Genomic DNA, 23381 nt, shown 5'->3' with positions numbered 1-23381 from the left:
GAAAGTAAAGGGTCTTTTTCTCTATAAAAATACCTTTTTATACAAAAAACGCTATTTATTGCGTTTTTTGTATCTTTATAAGTAGCTGGATAATGATTTACACTTATTTTTTTGTGTCGAATGATCTAATAAAAAAAGAGGACAAGTAAAAAAGTCCTCTTTTCAGTAAAGTTGTAACACATTTTATAATTTTTCTTATTCATTTCTGTATGCAAGAAGCTCTTGTAGTTCTTTATTAGAAAGTTCTGTTACCCATTGATCTCCTTGTATGAGTTCATTGTTTAGATGTTGTTTTTGATTGATCACTTCATCAATTTTTTCTTCAATCGTTCCTCTTGTAATAAACTTATGAACATGAACAAATTTATTCTGCCCAATTCGATGGGCGCGATCGGTTGCTTGGTTTTCAACAGCTGGGTTCCACCATCGGTCAAAATGAATAACGTGATTTGCAGCTGTTAAATTCAATCCAGTTCCACCTGCGCGAAGAGAAAGGATAAAGATGGCTTTGTTCCTTGCTTGAAATTGAGCAACCATTTCATCTCGTTGTTCTTTTGACAAACTTCCGTGGAGGAATAAAACCGGCTCGTTGATTTCTTTTTCTAAGGTTCTTTGCAGCATGAGTCCTGTTTCAATATACTGAGTAAAGATTAAACAGCTTTCTTGCTGTGTGCGAATGCTCTCTACGAGTTCAATAATTTTTTCACTTTTATGAGATCGCCGTACCGTTTGTTTAGCTGCACTTTCCTTTAAGTACAAAGCTGGATGGTTGCATAATAATTTTAGCTTATTTAGTGTTTGCAAAATTATGCCTTTTCGTTCAAATCCTGTTTTTTCCTCTGTTTCTTGAAACATTCCTTGAACTAGCTCCTGGTAAAGTGAAGCTTGTTCCGCTGTCAGCGGGATATATTCTTTTTGTTCTTGTTTATCAGGCAGTGAGCGGGCGATGTTTTTATCTTGTTTCGTTCTTCTCAATAAAAAAGGCTGAATGAGTGCTTTAAGCTCAACAGTTCGTTCAGGTTTCTCGCCTTTTTCAATACCTGCTACAAATCGGTTTTTAAATGAATTAATTGTTCCTAAATAACCAGGATTGATGAATTCAAATAATGACCATAGTTCCAGCAGACGGTTTTCAATTGGAGTTCCAGTAAGCGCAATTTTGTGTCTTCCTTGCAGCTGACGGATGGCTCTCGCCTGTTTAGTCTGCGGGTTTTTAACATGTTGTGCTTCGTCTAAGGAAATGCTGTTCCACATAAACCCTTTCAACAATTCGACATCCAAAAGAGCAACTTGATAAGTCGTGATCACAACGTCAGTACTTTCACATATCTTCTCAAATGCGTATCCGTTGGTTCTTTTCGGCCCGTAATGAACATGAACACGAAGAGAAGGGGCAAATTTCTGTAATTCTTTTTCCCAGTTTCCAATTAAAGAAGTTGGGCAAACGATAAGAGAAGGAGAGCTATGTAACGGATGAATATTTGTTAAATAACTAATTAATTGAATGGTTTTACCTAGCCCCATGTCATCTGCTAGACATCCTCCTAAGTTAAACTTTCTCAAAAACATGAGCCAATTCAAACCTTGCTGCTGATAAGGTCTTAATGCACCTTTAAATTCAGAGGGAGGCAGCACTTCCGGCAGCCGTTCTAAATCCGTTAAGGATGTAATAAATGATTGAAAGGAAGCGGGGAGTTGGAACTCAACTTTTACCTCTTCTTCATCGGTTTTACTGTCTGCCATGTAGGTTAGCTTTGTTTTTAAAATTTCATGAATTGAGACGCCTTTTTTACTAGCTTCTTTAACAATTTTCTGCGCTTGTTTAATTAATCTAGAATCCAGTTGAATCCACTGTCCGCTAATAGATAATAATCGGCGTTTTTGTTCGACTAATTTCCGAAACTCTTCTTCTGAGAAAGTTTGATCGCCAATAGAAAATGACCAGCGGAAGCTGCTGATAGCTTGTTTACCAAACAATGCAGATGAAGTATTTTCTATAGTACCAGATACTTTTATGGTGGCTTTTTTTAATGATTCCCACCAACTTGGCAAATGGATAGAGACACCTTGTTTAATCAATGCTGCACTATCTTGAGTTAGAAATTCCCATACTTCCTCATCTGTTAGGACAGACTGAATAAACGCTCCTTTTTGGTATAAAGTAGGAGCCAATGCTTTCCATCGCTCGTGTTCATAAGCGATATATGATTCGTAGTGATTCCACTCTTTAGGAAGCATTCTTCCCAGTATAAAAGGTTCTTTGGCTTCATCGTGGGGAATCACGAATGTTTCAGCCGTCCATACATCTCCATCGGTCGTTGGCTCTACAATACGCAATGAAAGGTCAAAGGGAGGATTATAGCTCTCGCCTTCTATGCTTATTAAAAAGTCCTTTCCTTCCTTTTTTAATAGGCTCTCTTTAATTTGTGCTCGCCACTCTTGCTCATCAGCTTGTGAAAGCGATCCAGTCATTTGTTTTTTTAAAGGAAGAGAATGAAATTTCCCTTGGATAATCCTCTTTGTCATATCGATTGCAATTTGCTGATAAGCTTCCGCTGAAGCGGACAAAGCCGGTTTCAACACATGCTGTTGAATAGGTAATTGTATGAAAGTGAACATTTGCCATGCAGAAAGAAGAATTCCTTTTTTTCCATTAATCTCAACCTGTGTGGCTTCGCTTCCGTAATAGGTCTGTTCATGCCATAGAAACAGCGCATCTTTCCATGTATCAGGGAGCAAAATTTGGCCGCTAGGTGATACACAGTAGAGAAAAAAGTCACCGTGTACAGGTTCGACTTCAAGTGTTAAATGGAACAAATCAAACATTCAGTAAATCTCCTTTTTCTAATAGTTGTTGAAACGAGCGCTGTTTCTTTGTTTTTATCGCTAATTCTTTCATATAATGTTCCCATAGTAGAGAGCGATTCATTTGTAGATAAAGTCTCTTTAATTCTTGTAAGTAGATATAGGCTTCTTGGTAACTGCTTTTCTTTTTTTCATAAATCAGCTTTGAGATCATTTGATGATAAAGAGGAATAACCAGCTTTTCATCTTTTTGTTTTAAGGCTTCTATCGTTTGCTCGTCATATTTGATGCTGTCATATTGAAGAAGCACCTGTAATTCAACCCACTTTTTCAATTGGTCAGAAGCATATAGAAAATCACTGTATTCAATAAAACTATAGGGAAGTAATGTTTGCAATGCTTCAATATACAAAGTTTGCTCGTTCGTTAAGTCTTTATAGTGCTGAAATAAATTTACAATCATGGAGACCATGTTTCGGCTTCCTTGATAAGTAGCCGGAACGGTGCGTACGTAATCTCCTATATAGGTCATTATATAAGAGCCCCACTGAGCAAAGCGGTCAGTTTCTTTTTCATGCAATAAATCATTTAACCAAGGAATAAGATAGGGAATTGTTTGTAGTGTTTCATCGCTCAAACGTTCTTTTGCTTCCCCATCTTTTTCTTGAAGGAATAAAAGATAGGAAAGAGCTGTATTGTTTATAAAAGAACCGTACTTAGCTTTTAATTTGCTTTCCTCAGTTTTTCGCCACTTTTCTAACGTGAAGATTTTTTGCCAAATAACGCGATAAATCTCAATACGTTCATATTGTAAAGGCATATCTTTATGCAATAATTCTCGGATGTATGGAATGCTATCCTCTATAATAGATAATGCATCTCCATCGTATTTCATTTGCTTTAATGAATCAGCGGTAGCATAAATTTCATTTGTTATTTTGTAGACGTGACTATATACGAATGATTCCTCGATGTTAGTAGAAAGCTGATGTGCCTGTAATTGAGCTGATAGTTTATAGAATGTATGAACCCCTCCATACATACAAAATAAAGCATAAAGCAATGGGTGCTCAGGAGCCTTTTTCACTAAAGCACGGTAATAGTACTGATAATATTCATGATAAATGGAACGGTCATTTTCGTTCCGCCCCTGCATAAAAAGCGTATACTGCTCCTCAAAAGTTTGTCTCCACTCTTGAAAAGTTGCCTTCGGCTTTTTTAACACTTGTTTGGCAGATAGCATAGTCAAAGCTGCTTTTTCATGGTTTCGCCATTCTTTGAATAGGGGCGCAAGCGGTTCTATTAATGAGTACATATAAAAAAACGCTGCAAAGCAGTGTTCACAAAATCCGTTATGCTGACAAGAACAGGTACTTTCAGGGAGCAGCTGCTTGTTTAGTTCCACATAAAACGAATCGATTTTAACATTTAATATCTGTTCATCATTGTGCAAAATGAAGAATGAATGGGTACGGTAAAGGTCTAGCCCTGCTTGGGCATTCATGCGATAGCGTACATCACTGTACGGGAAATGATGTATAAATTGGTGCTGTAAGTGATCTGAAAACGAACTCATAATCCCATTCCTTTCTATACATAAGTGGAGCATAAAATTATATTTATAATTGATTAATTTTCTTTTCATTATAAATGATAAAAATAGAATTATACAAAATCTTTTGTTATGATAAAGCAGAATCCAACATGACTCTTTATAAAAAGAAATGGATTCAACATGACTTTGTGTACATACTCAATCGCAGACTTACTATACTATAACCAATAAGCACGATTGACATTGACAGGAGGAAAAGTAAGTGGAAATTCGTAAAGCTATTATTCCAGCAGCTGGATTAGGGACACGCTTTTTGCCGGCTACAAAAGCACAGCCTAAAGAAATGTTGCCAATTGTAGATAAACCAACGATTCAATACATTGTGGAAGAAGCAGTAGCATCAGGTATTGAAGATATTTTAATTGTAAGCGGTCGCGGAAAACGAGCAATCGAAGACCATTTTGATAAATCATATGAGTTAGAAGAAACATTAGCCGCAAAGGAAAAGTGGGACATGCTCGAAGAAGTGCAGGGGATTTCGAATTTGGCTAATGTTCACTACATTCGTCAAAAGGAACCTAAAGGGTTAGGTCATGCCATTCACTGTGCAAGAAGTTTTATCGGAGATGAACCTTTTGCTGTTATGCTAGGCGATGATGTAGTTCAATCAGAAACACCTTGTTTGAAACAGTTAATGAACGTATACGAAAAATATGAATGCGCTGTAGTTGGTGTACAGGAGGTGCCTAGGAAAGAAACTTCAAAGTACGGAATTGTAGGTCCTAAAGGAGAGCCTCTTGAAAAAGGATTATTAGACGTAGAAACGCTCGTTGAAAAACCGAATCCAGAAGAGGCCCCTTCTGGCTATGCAATTATGGGGCGCTATATTTTAACACCGGAAATTTTTGATATCTTAAGCAGAGAAGAGATTGGCGCAGGAGGAGAAATTCAATTAACAGATGCTATTTTACGCCTGAATGAATTTCAACGTGTTCTTGCTTATTATTTCGAAGGAAAACGTTATGATGTTGGAGATAAATTTGGATTCATTAAAGCAACAATTGATTTAGCTCTGCAAAGAGAACCGCTGCGAGAAGAGTTAGTGAGCTATTTTAGAGAAATTGTCGAAAAAGAAGGGCATATGTAAAATATATTTACTAGGGGAACTATTGGGAATCAAGGAGATTTTCAATAGTTCTTTTGGGTTAGAGCTCGTTGTACAAAAGATGGTTATATCGTTTATTGATGAATTCTCATAAAATGTTACATAATAATAAGTACAAGAAATTATTTCATGTTTTTATATAAATGCTATCATGAAATGACATTTTTCGATATAATATCAGATAGGTTTTATTTATTAAGCATGTCATATAAAGGAGATTTTCTGCAATGACAAAGAAATTGTGTGTAGTTGGTTTAGGATATATAGGTTTACCGACAGCTGTTATGTTTGCCAATCACGGCTTATATGTACATGGTGTCGACGTAAATCAAAAAGCAGTAGAATTAATTAAAAATAAGCAACTTCATATAGAAGAAAACGGCTTACAAGAACGTTTAGAATCAGCAGTTGACAACGGACACTTCACGGTAGGCACAACAGCTGAAGAGGCGGATATTTTTATTATTGCTGTACCATCACCAATTAATGAAGATAAAACGGCAAACTTGAACTATGTTCGAGAAGCGACAAAATCGATTGTTCCTTACGTTCGTAAAGGAAATTTAGTAATTTTAGAATCCACAGTTCCTCCGCGTACAGTAGAAGACGTTATGCTACCTGTGCTAAAAGAAACTGGTTTAGAATTAGGCAGTGAGTTATTTGTTTCTCATTCACCTGAACGCGTTATTCCAGGAAAAGTATTTGAGGAATTAGTCAATAATGACCGGATTGTCGGTGGTATTAACGAAGAGTCTAGTCGTTTGACTGTTGAGCTTTATAAAACATTTGTAAAAGGAAATATTCACGTAACGGATGCTACAACAGCTGAAATGGTGAAAGTAATCGAAAACACATATCGTGATGTGAACATTGCGTTTGCAAATGAGCTGGCAAAAATCAGTGAAAAAATTGGTGTAAACGCGTGGGAAGCGATTAAGTTAGCGAACTATCATCCGCGTGTAAACATTCATTTACCAGGTCCTGGTGTAGGCGGCCACTGTATTGCTGTTGACCCTTGGTTCTTAACGGAGCTTCAGCCAGAACTGGCAAAAATTATTTCTCTTTCTCGTCATACAAATGATTCAATGCCTGAATATACAGCATTGAAAACGAAAAGCCTACTAGATGAAAAGGGCATTCAACATGGACGTGTAGCTGTTTTAGGTTTAGCTTTTAAAGGAAATATTGACGATATGCGTGAAAGTCCATCAACAGATGTACTTCATCATTTAGAAAAGCTGGGCGTTGATTACACAGCATTTGATCCTCATATCAAAGAGAATAAAATCGAACGTCAGACGCAAAGTTTGGATGAAGCTGTTGCACATGCGGATGTGATTCTTATTTTAACAGATCATAATGAGTTCAAAGAGCTTCTTCCATCAGCTGTTGAAAATCACATGCGTACAAAAGTTATTTTTGATACGAAAAACTGCATTCAGCGTGATCAATGGAAAGGAGCAGGCTTTGACGTAGTGTTACTTGGTGATTCAAAAGTTTCTACTTTATAAAAAGACGGGCTGAACAGCCTGTCTTTCGTTTGTAAAAAACTAAAAAATCAACATACGGGTGATTTAATGAAGGAAAACATCTTAGGAATAGACGTTTGTAGCGACACGTACGATGAGCTAGCGGTAAAGTTACTTCAGGATATAGATAAAGGCCGAAAATCATTTATTGTAGCAATCAACCCTGAAAAAATTATGAAAGCACAAGAAGACAGGGAATTAAAGTCACTATTAAATCAAGCGACTTATCAAATTCCAGATGGAATCGGTGTGATTTTAGCTTCAAAGCTCAAAAAGGGACGTATTCGTGAGCGTGTAACGGGTATTGATATGATGCTGAAGCTGTGTAAAGAAGCAACGAATAACGGTAAAAGGATTTTTTTATACGGAGCCAAGCCTGGAATTGCAGATGAAGCCAAAGCTAAGTTGGAAGAGATGTTTCCAGGGATTTTAATTGTTGGAACATTAAATGGCTATGAAAAAAATGAAGAAGTCATTGAACGTACGATTAATGATTCAGGAGCAGAAATTGTTTTTGTGGCTTTAGGCAGTCCAGCCCAAGAAAATTGGATTATTGCTCATAAAGAGAAACTTAATCCTTCTGTTTATCAAGGCGTAGGGGGCTCGTTCGATGTTATTTCAGGACGATTGAACCGAGCACCTGCTGTTTTTCAAAAGTTTGGTTTAGAGTGGCTTTATCGACTGTTAAAAGAACCATGGAGATGGAAGCGTCAGTTAGAATTACCTAGGTTTCTTCTTCGAGTGTTAAGAGGTTAAAAAAGCATGCGGATATAATCCGCATGCTTTTTATTTTTAGATATCTTCTTTCTTGTTTTGTTGCTTGATTTCATCCGTTAGTTCGTGCAAGCTTTGTCGCACATTTCCTTTTCCAGAAAAGTTTTCAATCAATTCCTTCACATCTATACCTGAGGATGCTTTCAGCGATTCTTGAAGAGAAGACATTAAGTTTGTTGCATAGCCAGTCACTTTATTAGCTCCGCTGTTTTCACCGTTGCTTCCTGTATCCACAACCGTAATTTTGTCGATATTTGCTAAAGGACTTGCAACTTGTTTTGCATATTCAGGAAGCATCTTGATAATCATATCTAAAATAGCCGCTTGACCGAACTGCTCGAATGCTTCAGCTACTTTTTGTTTAGCTTCAGCTTCAGCTAAACCTTTTAAGCGGATAATCTCAGCTTCAGATTCACCTTGGGCACGCTGAGCTTCCGCCTTTGCTAAACCATCAATTCGAACGCGTTCAGCTTCAGCTTTAGCCATTGCTTCAATTCGATATTTGTTGGCGTCTGCTTCAGCAAGCTGTTTTGCTTTTTCAGCTTCTGCGGATTGTTCAACAGAGTAACGATCTGCATCTGCTTTCTTTTTTACTTCAGAATCGTATTGACGCTCACGACGAAGAATTTCTTTTTCTTCTAATTCAATTTGTTTCTGACGTTCAATGATGCGGATTTGCATTTCTTGTTCTGTTACATCTTGTTTCGCGCGAGCTGTTTCTAGATCATATGCTTGGTCAGCACGAGCTTTGGCAATATCTTGTTCGCGACGATATTCAGCGGTTTTTAACTGATTCATTTTTTCAGCTTCCGCGATTTCTGTATTTCGCTCAAGCTCCGCTTTTTGGGCATCTTTATGAGCCTCAGCACGCTTGATTCTTGTTTCTTTTTCAGCTTCTGCTGTTGCAATGTCAGCATCTCGCTTAACTTGAGCAATACGAGGTTTCCCTAGAGATTCTAGATAGCCGTTCTTATCCCGAACGTCTTTAATTGTAAACGATACAATAATTAAGCCCATTTTAGCCAGATCTTGTGAAGCTACGCGCTGTACTTCTTGAGAGAATTTTTCACGGTTTTTATAAATTTCTTCTACCGTCATAGAACCAAGAATCGAGCGAAGGTGACCTTCTAAGACTTCTCTAGCTTCGGTTTCGCGATCTTCTTTTGCTTTGCCTAAAAACTGCTCAGCGGCCGTTGCAATTTCTGAAATAGAACCTCCAATTTTGATGATTGATACCCCATCAGCCATAACAGGAACACCTTGTTCTGTATATACTTCAGGTGTAGATACTTCAAGTTTGCTTGACAGCAAGCTCAGAGGCTCAGCCTGCTGAAAAACTGGCAGCACAAACGTACCGCCTCCGCGAACAATTTTAATGCGGTTTCCGGATTCATCGACGTGCACGTTTTTATTTCCCAGATAGCTTCCTGTTACAATTAACGCTTCATCTGGACCTGCTGTACGGTATTTTGTAATAAATACGGCAATCAGCGCAATTAATAAAAAAACAACAATTCCAACGACAACTAATATAGGTGTTGAAAACATAAAACTCCCCCTAATACTATTTATAATGAGTGATTGGTGATAACTTCTTCATAAATCACAACGAGTGCGTTGCCCCTTTGTATATCTACAACAAGCACTTTGCTGCCTAAAGGTATAGCAGTGTTTTTAAAGCTGGCAGCGGGTTTGGAAATAGTGCCGCTAACCCCTTCGATAAATACTTCTCCATAACCATCTGCAGGAACGGAAGTAATAATGGTACCAAGTCTTCCTTTTAACGAATCTTCAGTAAAAGCAAGGGACTCTTCAGCCGATGATAAAGGAATCAATACAAAAACATTGAGCAAAATAACGAGTAGAAGGGCAATAAGAGCGGAAATCGAAATAATCAAATAATTTTGCAATGACGTATAGGCGAACAAATATCCACTGGCACTAAAGAATGTTAAAAAAGAAAAAAAAAGAGTGGGGTTAAAAAAAGGTATCGCTTCAGATAATCCATCTAACAAATCGCTAAATAAAATGTATAAGAAGGTGAGACTTCCGCAGATAATTAATCCATACAAATACACTGTTTGAACAGATAGACCGAACATAGTTCATTCAACACCCCCTTTATGTAAGATGATTGATGCTGTTCCTACTATGTATTACGAACCGTATCGAAAAAAGTTTCATTTTTTTGATAAAATTCCTTTTTTTGTTTAATTTTATCTCTATCCATTTTACTATATTTTAACTTTTAAATGATATAAGATAAGGACAACGATTCAGTGAATGTGGTTTGAAATAGTGGACATGCATAGGTCAAAAGTTTGTTCATATAATGAGTGGGTCATATGAAATAAAAATAAAGGTTTAAATATGCTTAATAAAAAGGAAAAAGAGTTAGAGATGACGAATAAATTAGACGAAAAGGGGGGAGTTCGCTTATATTTTAATAAAGCATAGTAAAGAAAATGTTCTACATAAAATAACCACATAAGAATAAAGTAAATCAGCTGTTTATACACAAAAAAATACAATTCTTTTCTATTGATAGTTTGTAAATGTGCTAATTTTTGAGAATAAATTTCTATTTAAGTAGTAGAATCATTGTGATATAATCCATTTTGGGAATAAGTAAGTAATTATTGTTATACGCAATTTGAAATACTATCCAATTATATAAAGTTGGATACATTTTTTATGGTTTTGGTTAACATAAACCTGAGGAGGGTCTCCATGCTATATTTGACCTTGTTTATTTGTTTTATTACATCTATTCTGATCACTCCGCTGGTTAAGAAGCTGGCGTTTAAAATAGGTGCAACGGATAAACCAAATCAACGAAAAGTTCATCAAAAAATTATGCCTCGCCTTGGAGGTTTGGCGATATTTTTTAGTTTTCTTATTGGATACCTCGTTTTACAGCCTGACAGTAAATATGCGCTGCCGATTTTAATCGGAAGCATCATTATCATCATTACCGGTGTCTTAGATGATATGATTGAGCTATCCGCTAAAATCAAATTAGGCGGTCAGCTAGTAGCGACATTAATTGTTGTTGTATACGGTGGAGTCCAAATTGATTTCATTAACTTGCCGTTTGGCGGAAAATTAGAATTCGGAATGTTAAGTATTCCAATTACGGTATTATGGATTGTAGGAATTACCAATGCTATTAATTTAATTGATGGATTGGATGGATTAGCTGCCGGCGTTTCCTCTATTGTATTGATTACCATCTCGGGTATGGCTATTATGATGGGCAATGTGTTTGTGACAAGCATGGGTTTCATCGTATTGGGAAGTACGCTCGGATTTTTGTTTTACAACTTTCACCCCGCTAAGATTTTTATGGGCGATACAGGAGCACTATTTTTAGGCTATATGATTTCTGTATTGTCTCTGTTAGGATTTAAAAATGTAGCGGTTATTTCCTTCATTGTTCCAGTTATTATTTTAGGGGTACCAATTTCAGATACGTTCTTTGCTATTATTCGCCGAATCGTAAAAAATCAACCGCTATCGGCTCCTGATAAATCTCATTTGCATCATTGCTTGTTGCGCTTAGGGTACAGCCATAGACAAACGGTTTTAATTATTTATGGAATGAGTGCGATATTTGGTTTAGCGGCAGTTATCTTCTCAAAGGTACAAACAATGTGGGGATCTTTTCTTGTACTAGCTATCCTCCTTGTAGCGATTGAAATTATCGTTGAAAAGATAGGACTAGTTGATAAGACATATAGGCCAATTCTCAACATGGTCCGTGGACTTCGTTTAAAAAATTAATTAAAAAGACCTCTTGGATATCCAAGAGGTCTTTTTAATTATTCTGTTGTATCTGAAGTTGATTCAATGCCTAAATGCTTGCGGAGCTTTTCACTTACTTTTTCTACTGAATCATTGTCTAGTTTAAAGTAGTACACGCCGTTAATTTTTTCATCGCTGCCGTCTAAGTTAATGGTTTCGATGTCTACTTTTTTCGAAGCATAATCATAAAACGAAAGCATTTCACCGAACATTAAATTCGTTTTCATATTATCGCCAACAGCTTCGATAAGATTTCCATATTTATTTAGTGATCCAATGGAAGCAGCTTTTTTAATCATGGCTTCAATCAACTGCTGTTGTCTTTTTCCTCGCTCAATATCGTTGTCTTGTTTTCGTGTTCGAGCAACAGCTAACGCTTCTTCGCCATTTAAATGTTGATTTCCTGGTTTTAAGACAATAGCATTATGACGATCTTTTGAGTCCTTTTCACTCATCGCATAAGGTACATCAAAATCGATTCCCCCAAGTGAGTCTACAATGTCTGTGAAAGCTTTAAAATTCACTTTAACATAGTAATCAACGGGGACATTAAACAGATGTTCTACCGTTTCTACAGTTGCTTTTGGACCTCCGTAAGCATGCGCATGAGTAATTTTATCTTTTCTGTTCACTTCAGGTATATAAACCCGCGAATCTCGAGGTATGCTTACAAGCTTTACGGTTTTATTGGTTTCGTTAAAGGTCGCCAAAATTAAAGCATCCGTACGGGCTGATTTCCCGAATTTCCTGGTTTCACTATCATCTACGCCCATAAATAAAATGGATATATCATCTTTTTTGGGATCGATTTTACGATCACGCATAGGAGAGTTATCGCGATCTCCGAGTCCTTCATAAGAATCAGAAGCTACTGTTTTAGCTTTAACAAACAAATAAGAGCCATAAGCAGTCGCAGAAAGCCCTAAAATAAGGATAGGTAACAGAAAAAATGTAAAAAGCCTTCGTTTTCTTTTCCGTTTGTTTACTCTTTTTTGAAAACGTCTATATTGAGCCATACGGTTTCTCCTTTTATTCGTATATTCGAACACTTATTGTGACAATTAGTATGTGTTATAAATTGGAATGTATGAATCAAACTCGTCAAAGCTATGCATCTGTACGAGGTTTTTACTCATTGACAAGTAGCGCAACCATCAGAATAGTTGCGCTATTTATCAATTGTACAATGTTTTTTAATAAGAGTAAATAATTCATTCTACATCTTCTTCTAAATAGGTCGTCTCACCTGCTCGAATATCTGCTTGGCCGTTTGTTAGCTCGGTCATCCATTCAGTAAATGCTTCTGTTTGAGCTTCCTCTACAAATGTTTCAATCTCTACCATATCTGCGTAGTGAATTTCTTTTAATAGATAAACGGAACTGCGAAGTTCATTTTCTAATTTTCCAAGCCATGTATAGTCGACGGTTGTATGCATAACCGCCATGAGAGTTCGTTTGACTGTACCTAGTTCATTTAACGCTTCGGAAACAGATTTCCCATATGCGCGCACCAAGCCACCTGCGCCCAATTTAATGCCTCCGAAATAGCGCGTAACGACGACCACCGTATCTTTTAAGCCTCTTTTTTTAAGCACTTCTAACATTGGTACGCCTGCTGTTCCACTTGGTTCTCCATCATCGTTTGCTTTTTGAAATTGATCTCGTTCTCCAATTAGGTAAGCTGAACAGTTATGAGTAGCATTCCAGTGCTGTTTTTTAATGTCTTGAATAAATTGCTGAGCTTCTTCCTCCGTTGTTACACGTTTCATATGACAAATGAATCTAGATTTTTGAATAGTGATTTCATGTGAACCTTCTTGTTTTACGGTATAATATTGTGATAACAATCAAAAAATCCTCCTTAGCGTTATAAATAGAAGAAAAACGGGTATTTACGTACTGTTTACTTGCTATTAGTATAAAATGTTTATGAAAAGACATCAATTAATCAAATTCAACCTCACTTGAACAAGCTATACAGAATATACGTTATAATAAAAGAGTGTGCAGGCTTGCATAGCTAAATAATGAAATGGTTTAAACAGGCAGTTAGTCACTGTTGAAGAGTGAGCGTAAATGGTAATCTATTCAAATAACGCGAGTCAAGCGTCGATTGATGTCGAGTTTGAGGGTACTAAAAACAACCGTTACTTTTTGGATATAAAAAGTCAGATAGGGAGAAAATATGGATCTTATCCTCACAATTCAGATAGGTCATACGAATACTATATATAGCATGAACGTATAGACATTTCTCCGAATGTGAGTATAGTTTGGGGTGAGTAAATGTCAAAACATAAATTAACAAGTAAGGCACTTGATGAAATTTTTGAGAAGATTATTGGCACAGTGGGAGATAGTAAAAATGAAGTCTATCGTCTTTCTGAAGATGCCAGACAAGAATATCAGCAAATAAAAGAAGAGTTAGAAGTGTTAAAAGGGAAAGTTCTTGAGACGATAGAGCAAGGCGATAAATTGGAAACCCAGGCAAGGTTGGCTCGAAAGCGTTTGTCTGATGTGAGCCGACATTTTCAAATTTATTCAGAGCCTGAAGTAAAAGACGCTTATGAAAAAGCACATGAATTACAAACCAAGCTGCTGATGAATCAGCAAAGCGAATATCAGCTGCGTAATCGTCGAGATGAACTAGAAAGACGCTTGCTTACATTAGAAGAAACGATTAAACGTGCAGATCACCTAGTAGGTCAAATTTCCGTTGTGTTAAATTATTTAACAAGTGATTTAAAACAAGTAGGGGAAATAGTAGAAGATGCCATTCAAAAAGAGTATTTTGGCTTTCGGATTATTGAAGCTCAGGAAGAGGAACGGAAACGTTTGTCAAGAGAGATTCATGACGGCCCAGCTCAAATGCTTGCAAATGTTATGATGAGATCGGAATTAATTGACCGAATTTACCGGGAACGTAGTGCAAAAGAAGCAATGGAGGAAATTCGGGATTTACGAAAAATGGTTCGTTCTGCCCTATACGAAGTGCGTCGAATTATATATGATTTAAGACCGATGGCACTTGACGACTTAGGTCTAATTCCGACGCTGCGTAAATATCTTGATACAATCGAAGATTATAACGAAGGCAAGCCTCGGATTACGTTTATTTCCATTGGACAAGAGAAGCGAACTGCTTCAAAATTAGAAGTAGCACTGTTTCGCTTAGTGCAAGAAGCTGTAACGAACGCATTAAAACATGCAGACGCGACGGAAATCCAAGTGAAGATAGAGTTCAACAATGAATACGCTATTTTGCTTGTCAAAGATGACGGCTGCGGTTTTAATCAAGAAGAGAAAAAAGAGAATTCGTTCGGCTTAATAGGAATGAAAGAGCGTGTTGATTTGTTAGATGGGACTATTTCTGTTCATTCGAAAATTAACCAAGGCACGCTTGTTATGATTAAAGTACCGATTATAGCCGCTTAAAAAGGCAGAGATATGTATATAAATAGGGGTCAATATAGAGTAAAACATTTGTTGTTCGATTTGGGGAGGAATCAAACATGCAGACAAGAATTATCATAATCGACGATCACCAATTATTCCGTGAAGGAGTAAAAAGAATTTTAGATTTCGAAAAAGATTTTGAAGTAGTTGCAGAAGGTGACGACGGTAGCGAAGTTATTGACCTTGTAGAAGAACATCAACCTGATGTTGTAATCATGGATATTAACATGCCGGCTGTAAATGGTGTAGAAGCTACGAAAAAGCTTGTAGAAGTAAATCCGGACGCTAAAGTTATTATCTTATCTATCCATGATGATGAGACATATGTAACTCACGCCTTACAAACAGGTGCACGAGGCTATCTGCTAAAAGAAATGGATGCGGATGCGTTAATTGAGGCGGTGAAAGTAGTTGCAGAAGGTGGTTCATATTTACACCCGAAAGTAACGCATAGTTTAGTAAAAGAGTACCGTCGACTAGCAGCTCAAGGACAATCGTCTTCTTATCCGCACGAACCAATTGAGATTCGTCGTCCACTACATTTGTTAACACGTCGTGAGTGCGAAGTGCTCCAACTGTTAGCTGATGGTAAAAGTAACCGAGGAATCGGAGAAGCATTATATATTAGTGAGAAAACCGTTAAAAACCATGTGAGTAATATTTTGCAAAAAATGAATGTAAATGATCGTACTCAAGCTGTCGTTGTGGCAATCAAAAACGGTTGGGTAGAAGTAAGATAAGTTCAAAAGTCTGATATACCACTAGGTATATCGGACTTTTTTTTTCTTTTTATAAATTTTTTTGAAATTGTAGGTAAAAAGGCATGTTTAATGAGAGAGTAAAACAACCGATAAGTTAAGGGGAGAAAATATCTTTTAGGAAGGCAAAGGGTGATACCTTTACACATTTACTCGTCCTTTAACTTCGCTTAAGCATAAAGGGAATCTTAAGGATCCTACACCCTTCGACGAAAGCATCCATACCTCAAAATAATGTCCATCAAGTTGATGCATGCTCTTGTAAGAAAAGGTCTTTAATACATTGAGATACATATGAGGTCTTAGAAAAATTTATTCAAACCTCAACTGGTGTCCTTTAAAAATTTATAAGTTAGCTTTTAGTGAAATAAATAGAAAACTGATTTAAAGAAGACAAGAAGGTGATGAAGCTGAATTTTATAACGGAAGAATTAATCTATCATAAATCTCCGCAAGAGCTAACAGCTATGATGTATGAAAAATTTATTCAAAATATTGATGAAGCTGTTATAGCAATTCAACACAGCGATTATTTTACAGCGAATGAAAAAATTAAACAGTGCAACGATATTTTATATCAGCTAGGAATTGGCTTAACATATCAAGCAGGTATCATTGCAGAGCAGTTAGATACCCTGTACAACTATATGTCTGAGCGATTAATTAAGGCTAATTTTAAAAAAGATACGTTTATTTTATGTGAAGTTCAACAAATGATGAAGCAGCTTTCTAACGCTTGGAATGAAGTGTTAAAAGCGACGCCTAAAGTTACCTCTTCGCTCCGAAAAAACAAGCTGTCTTCTTATGAACAGCACATAAGCATCACTGTTAGCTAAAGGGGAATCATCATATCCAAGCATCAGATGCCTCTCGAAACTTTCAGCTAATCCAGCTAGCATATCTAAAAGTCTAAATTGAATGGAGTGTATACTAACAGAGAAAGGAGAGATACATAGTGGAGGTACAGCGAATTAACAGTCTTTCTTCTTCCATGAATCTCATTAGAGAAAAAGAAGTAAGTGGTTCGGTTTCATTTACAGGAGTAATGGCCAAGAAACAAAACGAACTAACCTATGAACATTTAACTCAAGTGATAAATAAAATTGAAGAACAGGGAAAGCAGTTAGTGAAAAGTCAAACTATTGATTCTTTGCGGAAATACAAGACGCTTGTGAAGCAGTTTATGAACGAAGCCGTTAAAAATGGTTTTGAACTTCATGAAGAAAGAGGATTTAATCATAGAGGAACGACTAAAGTATATAAGTTAGTGAAAGAAGTGGATACGAAACTAGTAGACTTGACAAATGATATCCTTCAAAAAGAAAAAGACAGTTTAAATTTACTCAAGCGGGTTGGAGAAATTCAAGGTTTGTTAATCAATATGTATACGTGAGGGAGCTTTTACTAATAGGTAAACCTCTCGTTACATGCATTTTAATTCTAAATGTTGTAGAATAGAGTGAAATTATTTTATATAACAAAGGATGGATCCCTATCTTATGAAAACAGCAATTATTACAGATAGTACCGCCTATATATCAGAGGAAATTCAATCAAACTATCATATACATATGGTGCCGCTAAGCGTTATTTTCGGTGAAGAAACATATCGTGAAGAAGTAGATATGACTGCAGATCAATATTTTGAAAAAATTAAAGAAGCAAAAAATCTTCCAACCACTTCTCAGCCTGCTATCGGAGAATTTGTAGAGTTGTTTGAACAGTTAAAACGAGATCAATTCGATGCTGCTATCGTTATTACGTTATCTAGTGGAATTAGCGGAACGTATCAGGGAGCTTTGACGGCAGGTAGCATGGTAGAAGACTTTGACGTGCACGTATTTGATTCAGAAATCAGCTGTATGGTTCAAGGCTTTTATGCGATTGAAGGAGCCGAGATGGTCCAATTAAATAAACATCCTGACGAAATCATTGCGCGTTTTGAAGAGATGAAACTATCAATGCGTGCGTATTTTATGGTAGATGATTTATCTCACTTGCAGCGTGGAGGTCGCCTAAATGCTGCTCAGGCTATTATCGGCAGTCTGCTTCAAGTAAAGCCAGTGCTGCATTTTGAATCTAAAAAAATTGTTCCATTTGAAAAAATTCGTACGCGTAAGCGAGCGTTAAAACGAATCACGGAGCTTCTTGATGAGGATGCAAAAGAAAATGTACCTATGAAAGCTGTAGTTATTCATTCTAATCGTGAAAATGAAGCAAAAGAAATTCAACGAGACTTAGAACAAGAATATCCTCATATTGAATGGAGTCTTTCTTATTTTGGCGCTGTGATTGGCACGCATTTAGGTGAAGGTGCCATCGGTATAGGCTGGTATAAAAAGTAATCGAAAACCAAATCATTTGATTTGGTTTTTTGCAGGAAAAAACACCTTTTTTTGCGTATATAGATGTGTACGATAAACATGGAAAGGAATGAAGATATGCTTTTTACTGTTAAACAAGAATTGCTAAATCCCGTTCAAGTACCTAGCCCAGCTGCTTTTCCTCTCTCAAAACTCGATACGTGGAGAACTCCACCTTTAAATCCTTCATACCCCTACTCTTTAGATCTTCAGCGCTCTCTAAGCGGAAAGCAGCTTCTGCTAACTCAGACTCCCTATCCTTTATCTCTCATTCATGAACATTATCTAAACGGATATATTTCCTATCAAAAAGCACTTACCCAGAAAGAAAACGGATATAAATGCAACCGGTGTGGAAGTGATAGCCCCTTTTATTTTGCTTCATTTCCATGCAGTAGATGTCACCAGGAGTGCTGCTATTGCCGAGCATGTATTGCAATGGGGAAAGTAAGTGAGTGCACACCTTTTATAAACTGGGAAGGACCAACAAGTAATGTCCTGCCAAAAAGCAGCGTGATGAATTGGAAAGGAATGCTGTCTAAAGCTCAAGAACGTGCTTCAAATGAACTCATTCAAGCTATAAAAAAGGATGAAGAGCTGTTAATTTGGGCTGTTTGCGGAGCAGGAAAAACGGAAATTTTATTTAAAGGTATTGAAGCAGCGTTGAACAGCGGAAAGAAAGTCTGTATTGCTACTCCAAGAACAGATGTAGTTATTGAGTTAAAGCCAAGAATTCAATCAGCATTCCCGGATATGTCTGTGCTGGCTATGTATGGAGGCAGCACAGACCGTTTTCATGAATCCTCTCTTATTATTTCCACCACTCATCAACTTCTGCATTATTATCAAGCATTCGATGTGCTGATTATTGACGAAGTAGATGCATTCCCGTATTCGACAGAGCCTATGCTGCACTATGCTGTTGCAAAAGCAGCTAAACACGCTGCATCAAAGATTTATTTAACAGCGACTCCAAATGAATCATTAAAAAAAGACGTTGAGCAAGGTAAAAAACAAGTAGTTAAAATTCCAGCCCGCTATCACCGAATGCTTATTCCTGTTCCCCGGTTTGAATGGTGTGGCAATTGGAAGAAAAAAATGAAAACAAATACTTTGCCTGCTAATGTTGAGAAATGGCTGAAAAAAAGAATAAATGAAGGGAAACAATGCTTTATCTTCGTCCCGCAAATTAAGTGGATTGCTCCGATCACAGACATGATTCGGAAGTTGACGGAAAAGGTAGACGGTGTCCATGCTGAAGATTCCCAGCGAAAAGAAAAAGTAATGAAATTTAGAGAAGGGCAGCTCGTTATTTTAGTAACGACAACAATATTAGAGCGAGGCGTAACGGTTCCCAACATAGATGTTGCAGTATTGGGAGCAGAAGAAACGATTTTTACTGAAAGTGCTCTTGTTCAGATTTCAGGAAGAGTGGGGAGGAGTGCTCAATTTCCAACGGGAGACGTGGTGTTTTTTCATTATGGGCAGTCTCTGTCTATACGAAAAGCAAAAGAGCATATTGAATATATGAATGCTCTAGCTTATAAGGAAGGGCTGGTTGATCGATGACAATATGTCTGATTTGTTTTGAACCTCTTGTCTCTTCTTTCGATTGGAGGTCATTGTTAAAACCTTCTTCAACGGACAGAATTTGCACTGTTTGCTTGCAAAAATGTCCCATCATCATCAGCAGCATTTGCAGGGGATGCGGCCGTTCTCTTGCAGACCTGGCTTCTTCTCATTATGAGCTAGACACATGTATGGACTGTCAGAAATGGAATGATGCTTCTTTTTTTAACCGTTCTCTTTATGCGTACAATGATTTTATGCAAAGCATAATAGAACGTTTTAAATTTCAAGGAGATTATGAAATTATCCAAGCATTCAAGGAGCAGTGGTATAAGTTTTATAAAAAAGAATGTAATCCAAAAGCTATACTAGTTCCTATACCTTTAACGGACGAGAGATTATATGAGAGAGGGTTTAACCAATCTTTAGCGCTAGCTGAACTGATCAGTGGCAACATAGAAATGCCTCTTGTTCGCTGTTCAGGAACAAAGCAATCAAAGAAAAATAGGCGAAGTCGGCTGGCAGAAAGACTGGAATTTAAAGTAGTCGATTCCTCAATGGTTACGAATCAAGAATTTCTCTTGATTGATGATATTTATACAACAGGAGCAACTGTGCGCCAAGCGGCAAATTGTTTGCAGGAAGCTGGAGCACGTTCAGTTCGTTCGCTCACTTTAATTCGCGCATGAAGATGTATAATTTAAAAATTTGACCGATAGTAAAATAAAAAACAAATGAGGAGTTTCGAATATGGGAACGTTAGATAATTGCAGGGAATGCGGTCATTTATTTGTAAAAAGTGGATCAATAAACATATGTAAATCATGTTTTGACAAAGAAGAAGCTCTGTTTCAACGTGTTTCTTCATTCTTGAAGAAGAGAGCAAATCGTACAGCAACGACTTACGAAGTAATGAAAGAAACGGGCGTTTCAGATTCGTTAATTCATCAATTTATTCGACAAGGTCGATTAGTGCTAACGAACTTTCCAAACATAAGCTATCCATGCATGCAATGCAACGCTCAGATTCGAGAAGGTAAACTCTGTCATTCATGCTCTCAAGAAATTAAACATGGGTTAGAAAAGCATAATCATGAGATAATTCGTTCAAATGAAGAGCCGACGCGTCCCACCTATCGTTCTAACGAAAGGAAAAAAGAGTAAAAGTGTGCGGAGTGTTTGCAGATTCTCTATCTATAGACCTATGTTTAAGGTGGACTGTGAAAATGGTCTCAACTTCTTTGCCGATGCTAAAGGTTTAGGCTGAAATTCCGATATAATGAATAGAGATAACGGATACAAATATAAAAAGAGGTGAGAGAGATGAAGATTAACCCATCGAACTTATTTGGAATAAATCCGTACAAAAAACAATCAGAAAAAACAGAACAGGTCTCTAAAAAGAATCCACAAGATCAGATTCATATTTCATCTGAGGCGAAGAAACTTCAGGGAAATGAACCATCTCCAGAAAGACTTGAAAAATTGGAGAAACTAAAACAGCAAATTAACAGCGGAACATACGAAATTAACGGAAAAGAAATTGCTAAAAGTATTGTAGATTTCTATAAAAAATAAAAGGACTGACATTGATTGAACGTGCAAGAAATTCAAACGATACTAGAAAAACAAGTAACGCTTCACAAAAGTTTGTCTGTCATTGTTAAAGAGAAAACGAACTTTATTATTAAACAAGATGTAAAGGCATTGACGGCTTCTTTGCAAAAAGAGCAATCTCATATAGCTGCTATTTCTGCACTGGAAACAAAACGTATAGAAGCGATGGAAAAAAGCGGACATGCTGCTCGCTCCATTGAAGAAATAGCAGGCTCATTCTCTGAGTACTCCATCTTGATACCCTTTCAAAAACAGCTAATAGATATAATTCAAGATATAAAGTATGCAAATGACTTAAACAATCAGCTGCTCACACAGTCTTTGCAGCTGATTCATACCGAACTAGACCTTCTTGTTCCATCGAAACGAGAGGATTCGTTCAATTACACAAAAACAAATAATAGATCGTTTCAATCAAACTCTATTTTTAATTCGAAGGCATAAAGAACGGAGGAAAGCAGAATGAGTTCAACATTTCATGGTTTGCAGGTGGCTAAACGAGGAATGGATGCCCAACAAGCGGCTCTTTACACGATTGGCCATAACGTATCTAATGCAAATACGCCGGGCTATACGCGTCAGCGAGTAAGTTTAGAAACGTTCCCAGCTTATCCAGCCCCAGGGATGAATCAGACTGGAACTGCGGGCCAAATAGGAATGGGAGTAGAAGCCAGCACGGTAGAGCGAATACGTGATACATTTTTAGATACCCAGTATCGAGATGAAACCATTAAAGTGGGGTATTGGGATGCGCGCGCTGGTGCTCTTGAAAAAATGGAGGAAATTATGAATGAACCTACTGAAGATGGACTTTCAGCTGTTTTTAATCAATTCTTTGAGTCCGTTCAAGATGTAGCTTCACACCCTTCAGAAGCAGGAGCCAGGTCTGTTATGATTGAACGAGCCGAAGCAGTAGGCGATACTTTCTCTTATTTATCTACTTCTTTAAAAACGGTTCAAAGTGATTTACAAAACGAGCGTGACGTAGCGGTAACACAAGTGAATTCTTTGTTAGAGCAAATAAGTAATGTGAACCAACAAATACAAAACGTAGAACCGAATGGCTATTTGCCTAATGATTTGTATGATGAAAGAGATCGGCTGCTAGATGAGATTTCTAAATTTATGCCGGTTTCTTTAGAGTATACAAAAAGCAGCGGGAACGCTTCTGCAACGTCAGAAGGAGTGGTAACGGTTCAGCTTCAAACGTCTCAGGGGCCTATTACTCTTTTAGATGGGAAAACTCATCAAGTAAATGCCATCAGTTTGAAAACAAATCAAGATTCCTATGTGACGGAAATTCATATAGGGGATGAGATACGGAACCCTGAGTCATTTCCTCAAGGAAAACTTAAAGGGTTAATTGAGGCTTCTGGATATATAGATAATAGTGGTAATAAAACAGGTGTTTACGCTTCAATGATTGATGATTTAGATGAAATGGCATATGAATTTGTAAATTGGTTTAATGATAAGCACCAACAAGGTGTCACACTAGATGGTGATACTGGTATGTCCTTTTTTAATGAGATTTCTCAGAAAGAAGGGGCTGCAACTGGAATTGTTATTGCTGATAAAATTAAACAAAACACAAACAATATTGCTGCTGCTTCTTCGGGCTCCTCTGGGGATGATGGAACTGGTCGCAAAGGAGATGGAAAAACTGCTCAGCTATTGTCTCAATTTCGTCAAAAGGTGCTTATTAATTCCGGGAATCAAGCTGTTTCCCTAGATGGCTTTTATCAATCTGTTATTGGCCAAATGTCAGTAGATGCCCAACAAGCCAACCGCTTAAAAAGTAATTCAGAAACCCTTCAGGGAGCTGTAGAGCAAAGGCGCCAGTCTATCAGTGCAGTTTCATTAGATGAAGAGATGACCAATATGATTCAGTTTCAGCATGCATATAACGCTAGTGCCCGTATGGTGACTATGATTGATGAAATGCTTGATAAAATTGTAAACGGTCTTGGAACTGGAGGAAGGTAA

General features: G+C 37.2%; 21 protein-coding genes. 15 read left to right on the top strand and 6 right to left on the bottom strand.

Going from position 1 to position 23381, the window contains the following annotated elements; translation table 11 throughout:
- Positions 1-195 precede the first annotated feature (195 nt).
- Both BG04_RS10700 and BG04_RS10695 read right to left on the bottom strand, forming a co-directional pair.
- On the bottom strand, positions 196-2826 hold the full coding sequence (locus tag BG04_RS10700) for a DEAD/DEAH box helicase (RefSeq protein WP_034648299.1): 2631 nt from the start codon (positions 2824-2826) through the stop codon (positions 196-198).
- Positions 2819-4381, bottom strand: coding sequence for a hypothetical protein (locus BG04_RS10695; RefSeq protein WP_034648300.1), 1563 nt, complete (start codon positions 4379-4381; stop codon positions 2819-2821). The genes BG04_RS10700 and BG04_RS10695 overlap by 8 nt, the downstream gene beginning before the upstream one ends.
- 241 nt (positions 4382-4622) lie before the next feature.
- On the opposite strand from BG04_RS10695, the gene galU reads away from it, so the two are divergent.
- The 3 genes from galU to BG04_RS10680 all read left to right on the top strand — a co-directional run bounded on the left by galU (position 4623) and on the right by BG04_RS10680 (position 7810).
- Complete coding sequence (gene galU, locus BG04_RS10690) at positions 4623-5507, top strand: UTP--glucose-1-phosphate uridylyltransferase GalU (RefSeq protein ID WP_034648304.1); 885 nt, start codon at positions 4623-4625, stop codon at positions 5505-5507.
- Positions 5508-5752: 245 nt separating this feature from the next.
- Positions 5753-7036, top strand: coding sequence for a nucleotide sugar dehydrogenase (locus BG04_RS10685; protein ID WP_034648306.1), 1284 nt, complete (start codon positions 5753-5755; stop codon positions 7034-7036).
- Between the two features lie 66 nt (positions 7037-7102).
- Positions 7103-7810, top strand: a complete 708-nt coding sequence (locus BG04_RS10680; RefSeq protein ID WP_013059779.1) for a WecB/TagA/CpsF family glycosyltransferase — start codon at positions 7103-7105, stop codon at positions 7808-7810.
- Between the two features lie 36 nt (positions 7811-7846).
- Here BG04_RS10680 and BG04_RS10675 read toward each other — a convergent pair whose 3' ends face one another.
- Complete coding sequence (locus BG04_RS10675; RefSeq protein WP_013085445.1) at positions 7847-9376, bottom strand: flotillin lipid rafts scaffold protein FloT; 1530 nt, start codon at positions 9374-9376, stop codon at positions 7847-7849.
- A gap of 20 nt (positions 9377-9396) precedes the next feature.
- The gene (locus BG04_RS10670) at positions 9397-9930 is read right to left on the bottom strand and encodes an NfeD family membrane protein (protein WP_034648312.1); all 534 of its coding nucleotides are present in this window, start codon (positions 9928-9930) and stop codon (positions 9397-9399) included.
- A 628-nt stretch (positions 9931-10558) separates the two neighbouring features.
- On the opposite strand from BG04_RS10670, the gene BG04_RS10665 reads away from it, so the two are divergent.
- A complete protein-coding gene (locus BG04_RS10665; protein ID WP_013059776.1) occupies positions 10559-11611 on the top strand; it encodes a glycosyltransferase family 4 protein in 1053 nt (350 codons plus the stop codon).
- A gap of 38 nt (positions 11612-11649) precedes the next feature.
- Here the strand turns inward: BG04_RS10665 and BG04_RS10660 are convergent, their stop codons facing one another.
- Entirely contained in the window at positions 11650-12648 is a 999-nt protein-coding gene (locus tag BG04_RS10660) for an LCP family protein (protein WP_034648314.1), read from the bottom strand.
- A gap of 195 nt (positions 12649-12843) precedes the next feature.
- The gene (locus BG04_RS10655; protein ID WP_013085443.1) at positions 12844-13479 is read right to left on the bottom strand and encodes a YigZ family protein; all 636 of its coding nucleotides are present in this window, start codon (positions 13477-13479) and stop codon (positions 12844-12846) included.
- 439 nt (positions 13480-13918) lie between these two features.
- On the opposite strand from BG04_RS10655, the gene BG04_RS10650 reads away from it, so the two are divergent.
- From BG04_RS10650 to flgK, 11 genes are all read left to right on the top strand, one after another.
- On the top strand, positions 13919-15067 hold the full coding sequence (locus BG04_RS10650; RefSeq protein WP_034648316.1) for a sensor histidine kinase: 1149 nt from the start codon (positions 13919-13921) through the stop codon (positions 15065-15067).
- A gap of 77 nt (positions 15068-15144) precedes the next feature.
- A complete protein-coding gene (locus BG04_RS10645; RefSeq protein WP_013059772.1) occupies positions 15145-15828 on the top strand; it encodes a response regulator in 684 nt (227 codons plus the stop codon).
- A gap of 422 nt (positions 15829-16250) precedes the next feature.
- Entirely contained in the window at positions 16251-16682 is a 432-nt protein-coding gene (gene fliS, locus BG04_RS10640; RefSeq protein WP_080743085.1) for a flagellar export chaperone FliS, read from the top strand.
- A 119-nt stretch (positions 16683-16801) separates the two neighbouring features.
- Positions 16802-17239: a YaaR family protein gene (locus tag BG04_RS10635; RefSeq protein WP_034648319.1), complete on the top strand. Its 438-nt coding sequence runs from the start codon at positions 16802-16804 to the stop codon at positions 17237-17239.
- 106 nt (positions 17240-17345) lie between these two features.
- On the top strand, positions 17346-18191 hold the full coding sequence (locus tag BG04_RS10630; protein WP_034648322.1) for a DegV family protein: 846 nt from the start codon (positions 17346-17348) through the stop codon (positions 18189-18191).
- Between the two features lie 78 nt (positions 18192-18269).
- Entirely contained in the window at positions 18270-19778 is a 1509-nt protein-coding gene (locus BG04_RS10625; RefSeq protein ID WP_115648237.1) for an ATP-dependent helicase ComFA, read from the top strand.
- Positions 19779-19831: 53 nt separating this feature from the next.
- Entirely contained in the window at positions 19832-20467 is a 636-nt protein-coding gene (locus BG04_RS10620; RefSeq protein ID WP_233335182.1) for a ComF family protein, read from the top strand.
- Positions 20468-20528: 61 nt separating this feature from the next.
- Positions 20529-20942, top strand: a complete 414-nt coding sequence (locus tag BG04_RS10615) for a TIGR03826 family flagellar region protein (RefSeq protein WP_034648335.1) — start codon at positions 20529-20531, stop codon at positions 20940-20942.
- Positions 20943-21101: 159 nt separating this feature from the next.
- Positions 21102-21356 carry a flagellar biosynthesis anti-sigma factor FlgM gene (flgM, locus tag BG04_RS10610; RefSeq protein ID WP_014457790.1) on the top strand — a complete coding sequence of 85 codons (255 nt, stop codon included), beginning with the start codon at positions 21102-21104 and terminating at the stop codon, positions 21354-21356.
- 21 nt (positions 21357-21377) lie between these two features.
- Positions 21378-21839: a flagellar protein FlgN gene (locus BG04_RS10605; RefSeq protein WP_223269021.1), complete on the top strand. Its 462-nt coding sequence runs from the start codon at positions 21378-21380 to the stop codon at positions 21837-21839.
- A gap of 18 nt (positions 21840-21857) precedes the next feature.
- Positions 21858-23381, top strand: a complete 1524-nt coding sequence (flgK, locus tag BG04_RS10600) for a flagellar hook-associated protein FlgK (protein ID WP_034648338.1) — start codon at positions 21858-21860, stop codon at positions 23379-23381.

This window comes from Priestia megaterium NBRC 15308 = ATCC 14581 (assembly GCF_000832985.1).
Lineage (GTDB): Bacteria > Bacillota > Bacilli > Bacillales > Bacillaceae_H > Priestia > Priestia megaterium.
Note: the sequence above shows the minus strand (reverse complement) of the source record. Positions and strands in the feature narration are given on the sequence as shown.

Coding starts and splice junctions, on each gene's coding strand:
- BG04_RS10695 (WP_034648300.1), bottom strand. CDS start 4,381: ATGAGTTCGTTTTCAGATCACTTACAGCACCAATTTATACATCATTTC.
- BG04_RS10615 (WP_034648335.1), top strand. CDS start 20,529: ATGGGAACGTTAGATAATTGCAGGGAATGCGGTCATTTATTTGTAAAA.
- BG04_RS10630 (WP_034648322.1), top strand. CDS start 17,346: ATGAAAACAGCAATTATTACAGATAGTACCGCCTATATATCAGAGGAA.
- BG04_RS10685 (WP_034648306.1), top strand. CDS start 5,753: ATGACAAAGAAATTGTGTGTAGTTGGTTTAGGATATATAGGTTTACCG.
- BG04_RS10650 (WP_034648316.1), top strand. CDS start 13,919: ATGTCAAAACATAAATTAACAAGTAAGGCACTTGATGAAATTTTTGAG.
- fliS (WP_080743085.1), top strand. CDS start 16,251: ATGAAGCTGAATTTTATAACGGAAGAATTAATCTATCATAAATCTCCG.
- BG04_RS10680 (WP_013059779.1), top strand. CDS start 7,103: ATGAAGGAAAACATCTTAGGAATAGACGTTTGTAGCGACACGTACGAT.
- BG04_RS10670 (WP_034648312.1), bottom strand. CDS start 9,930: ATGTTCGGTCTATCTGTTCAAACAGTGTATTTGTATGGATTAATTATC.
- BG04_RS10665 (WP_013059776.1), top strand. CDS start 10,559: ATGCTATATTTGACCTTGTTTATTTGTTTTATTACATCTATTCTGATC.
- flgM (WP_014457790.1), top strand. CDS start 21,102: ATGAAGATTAACCCATCGAACTTATTTGGAATAAATCCGTACAAAAAA.
- BG04_RS10700 (WP_034648299.1), bottom strand. CDS start 2,826: ATGTTTGATTTGTTCCATTTAACACTTGAAGTCGAACCTGTACACGGT.
- BG04_RS10645 (WP_013059772.1), top strand. CDS start 15,145: ATGCAGACAAGAATTATCATAATCGACGATCACCAATTATTCCGTGAA.
- BG04_RS10625 (WP_115648237.1), top strand. CDS start 18,270: ATGGAAAGGAATGAAGATATGCTTTTTACTGTTAAACAAGAATTGCTA.
- flgK (WP_034648338.1), top strand. CDS start 21,858: ATGAGTTCAACATTTCATGGTTTGCAGGTGGCTAAACGAGGAATGGAT.
- BG04_RS10660 (WP_034648314.1), bottom strand. CDS start 12,648: ATGGCTCAATATAGACGTTTTCAAAAAAGAGTAAACAAACGGAAAAGA.
- BG04_RS10675 (WP_013085445.1), bottom strand. CDS start 9,376: ATGTTTTCAACACCTATATTAGTTGTCGTTGGAATTGTTGTTTTTTTA.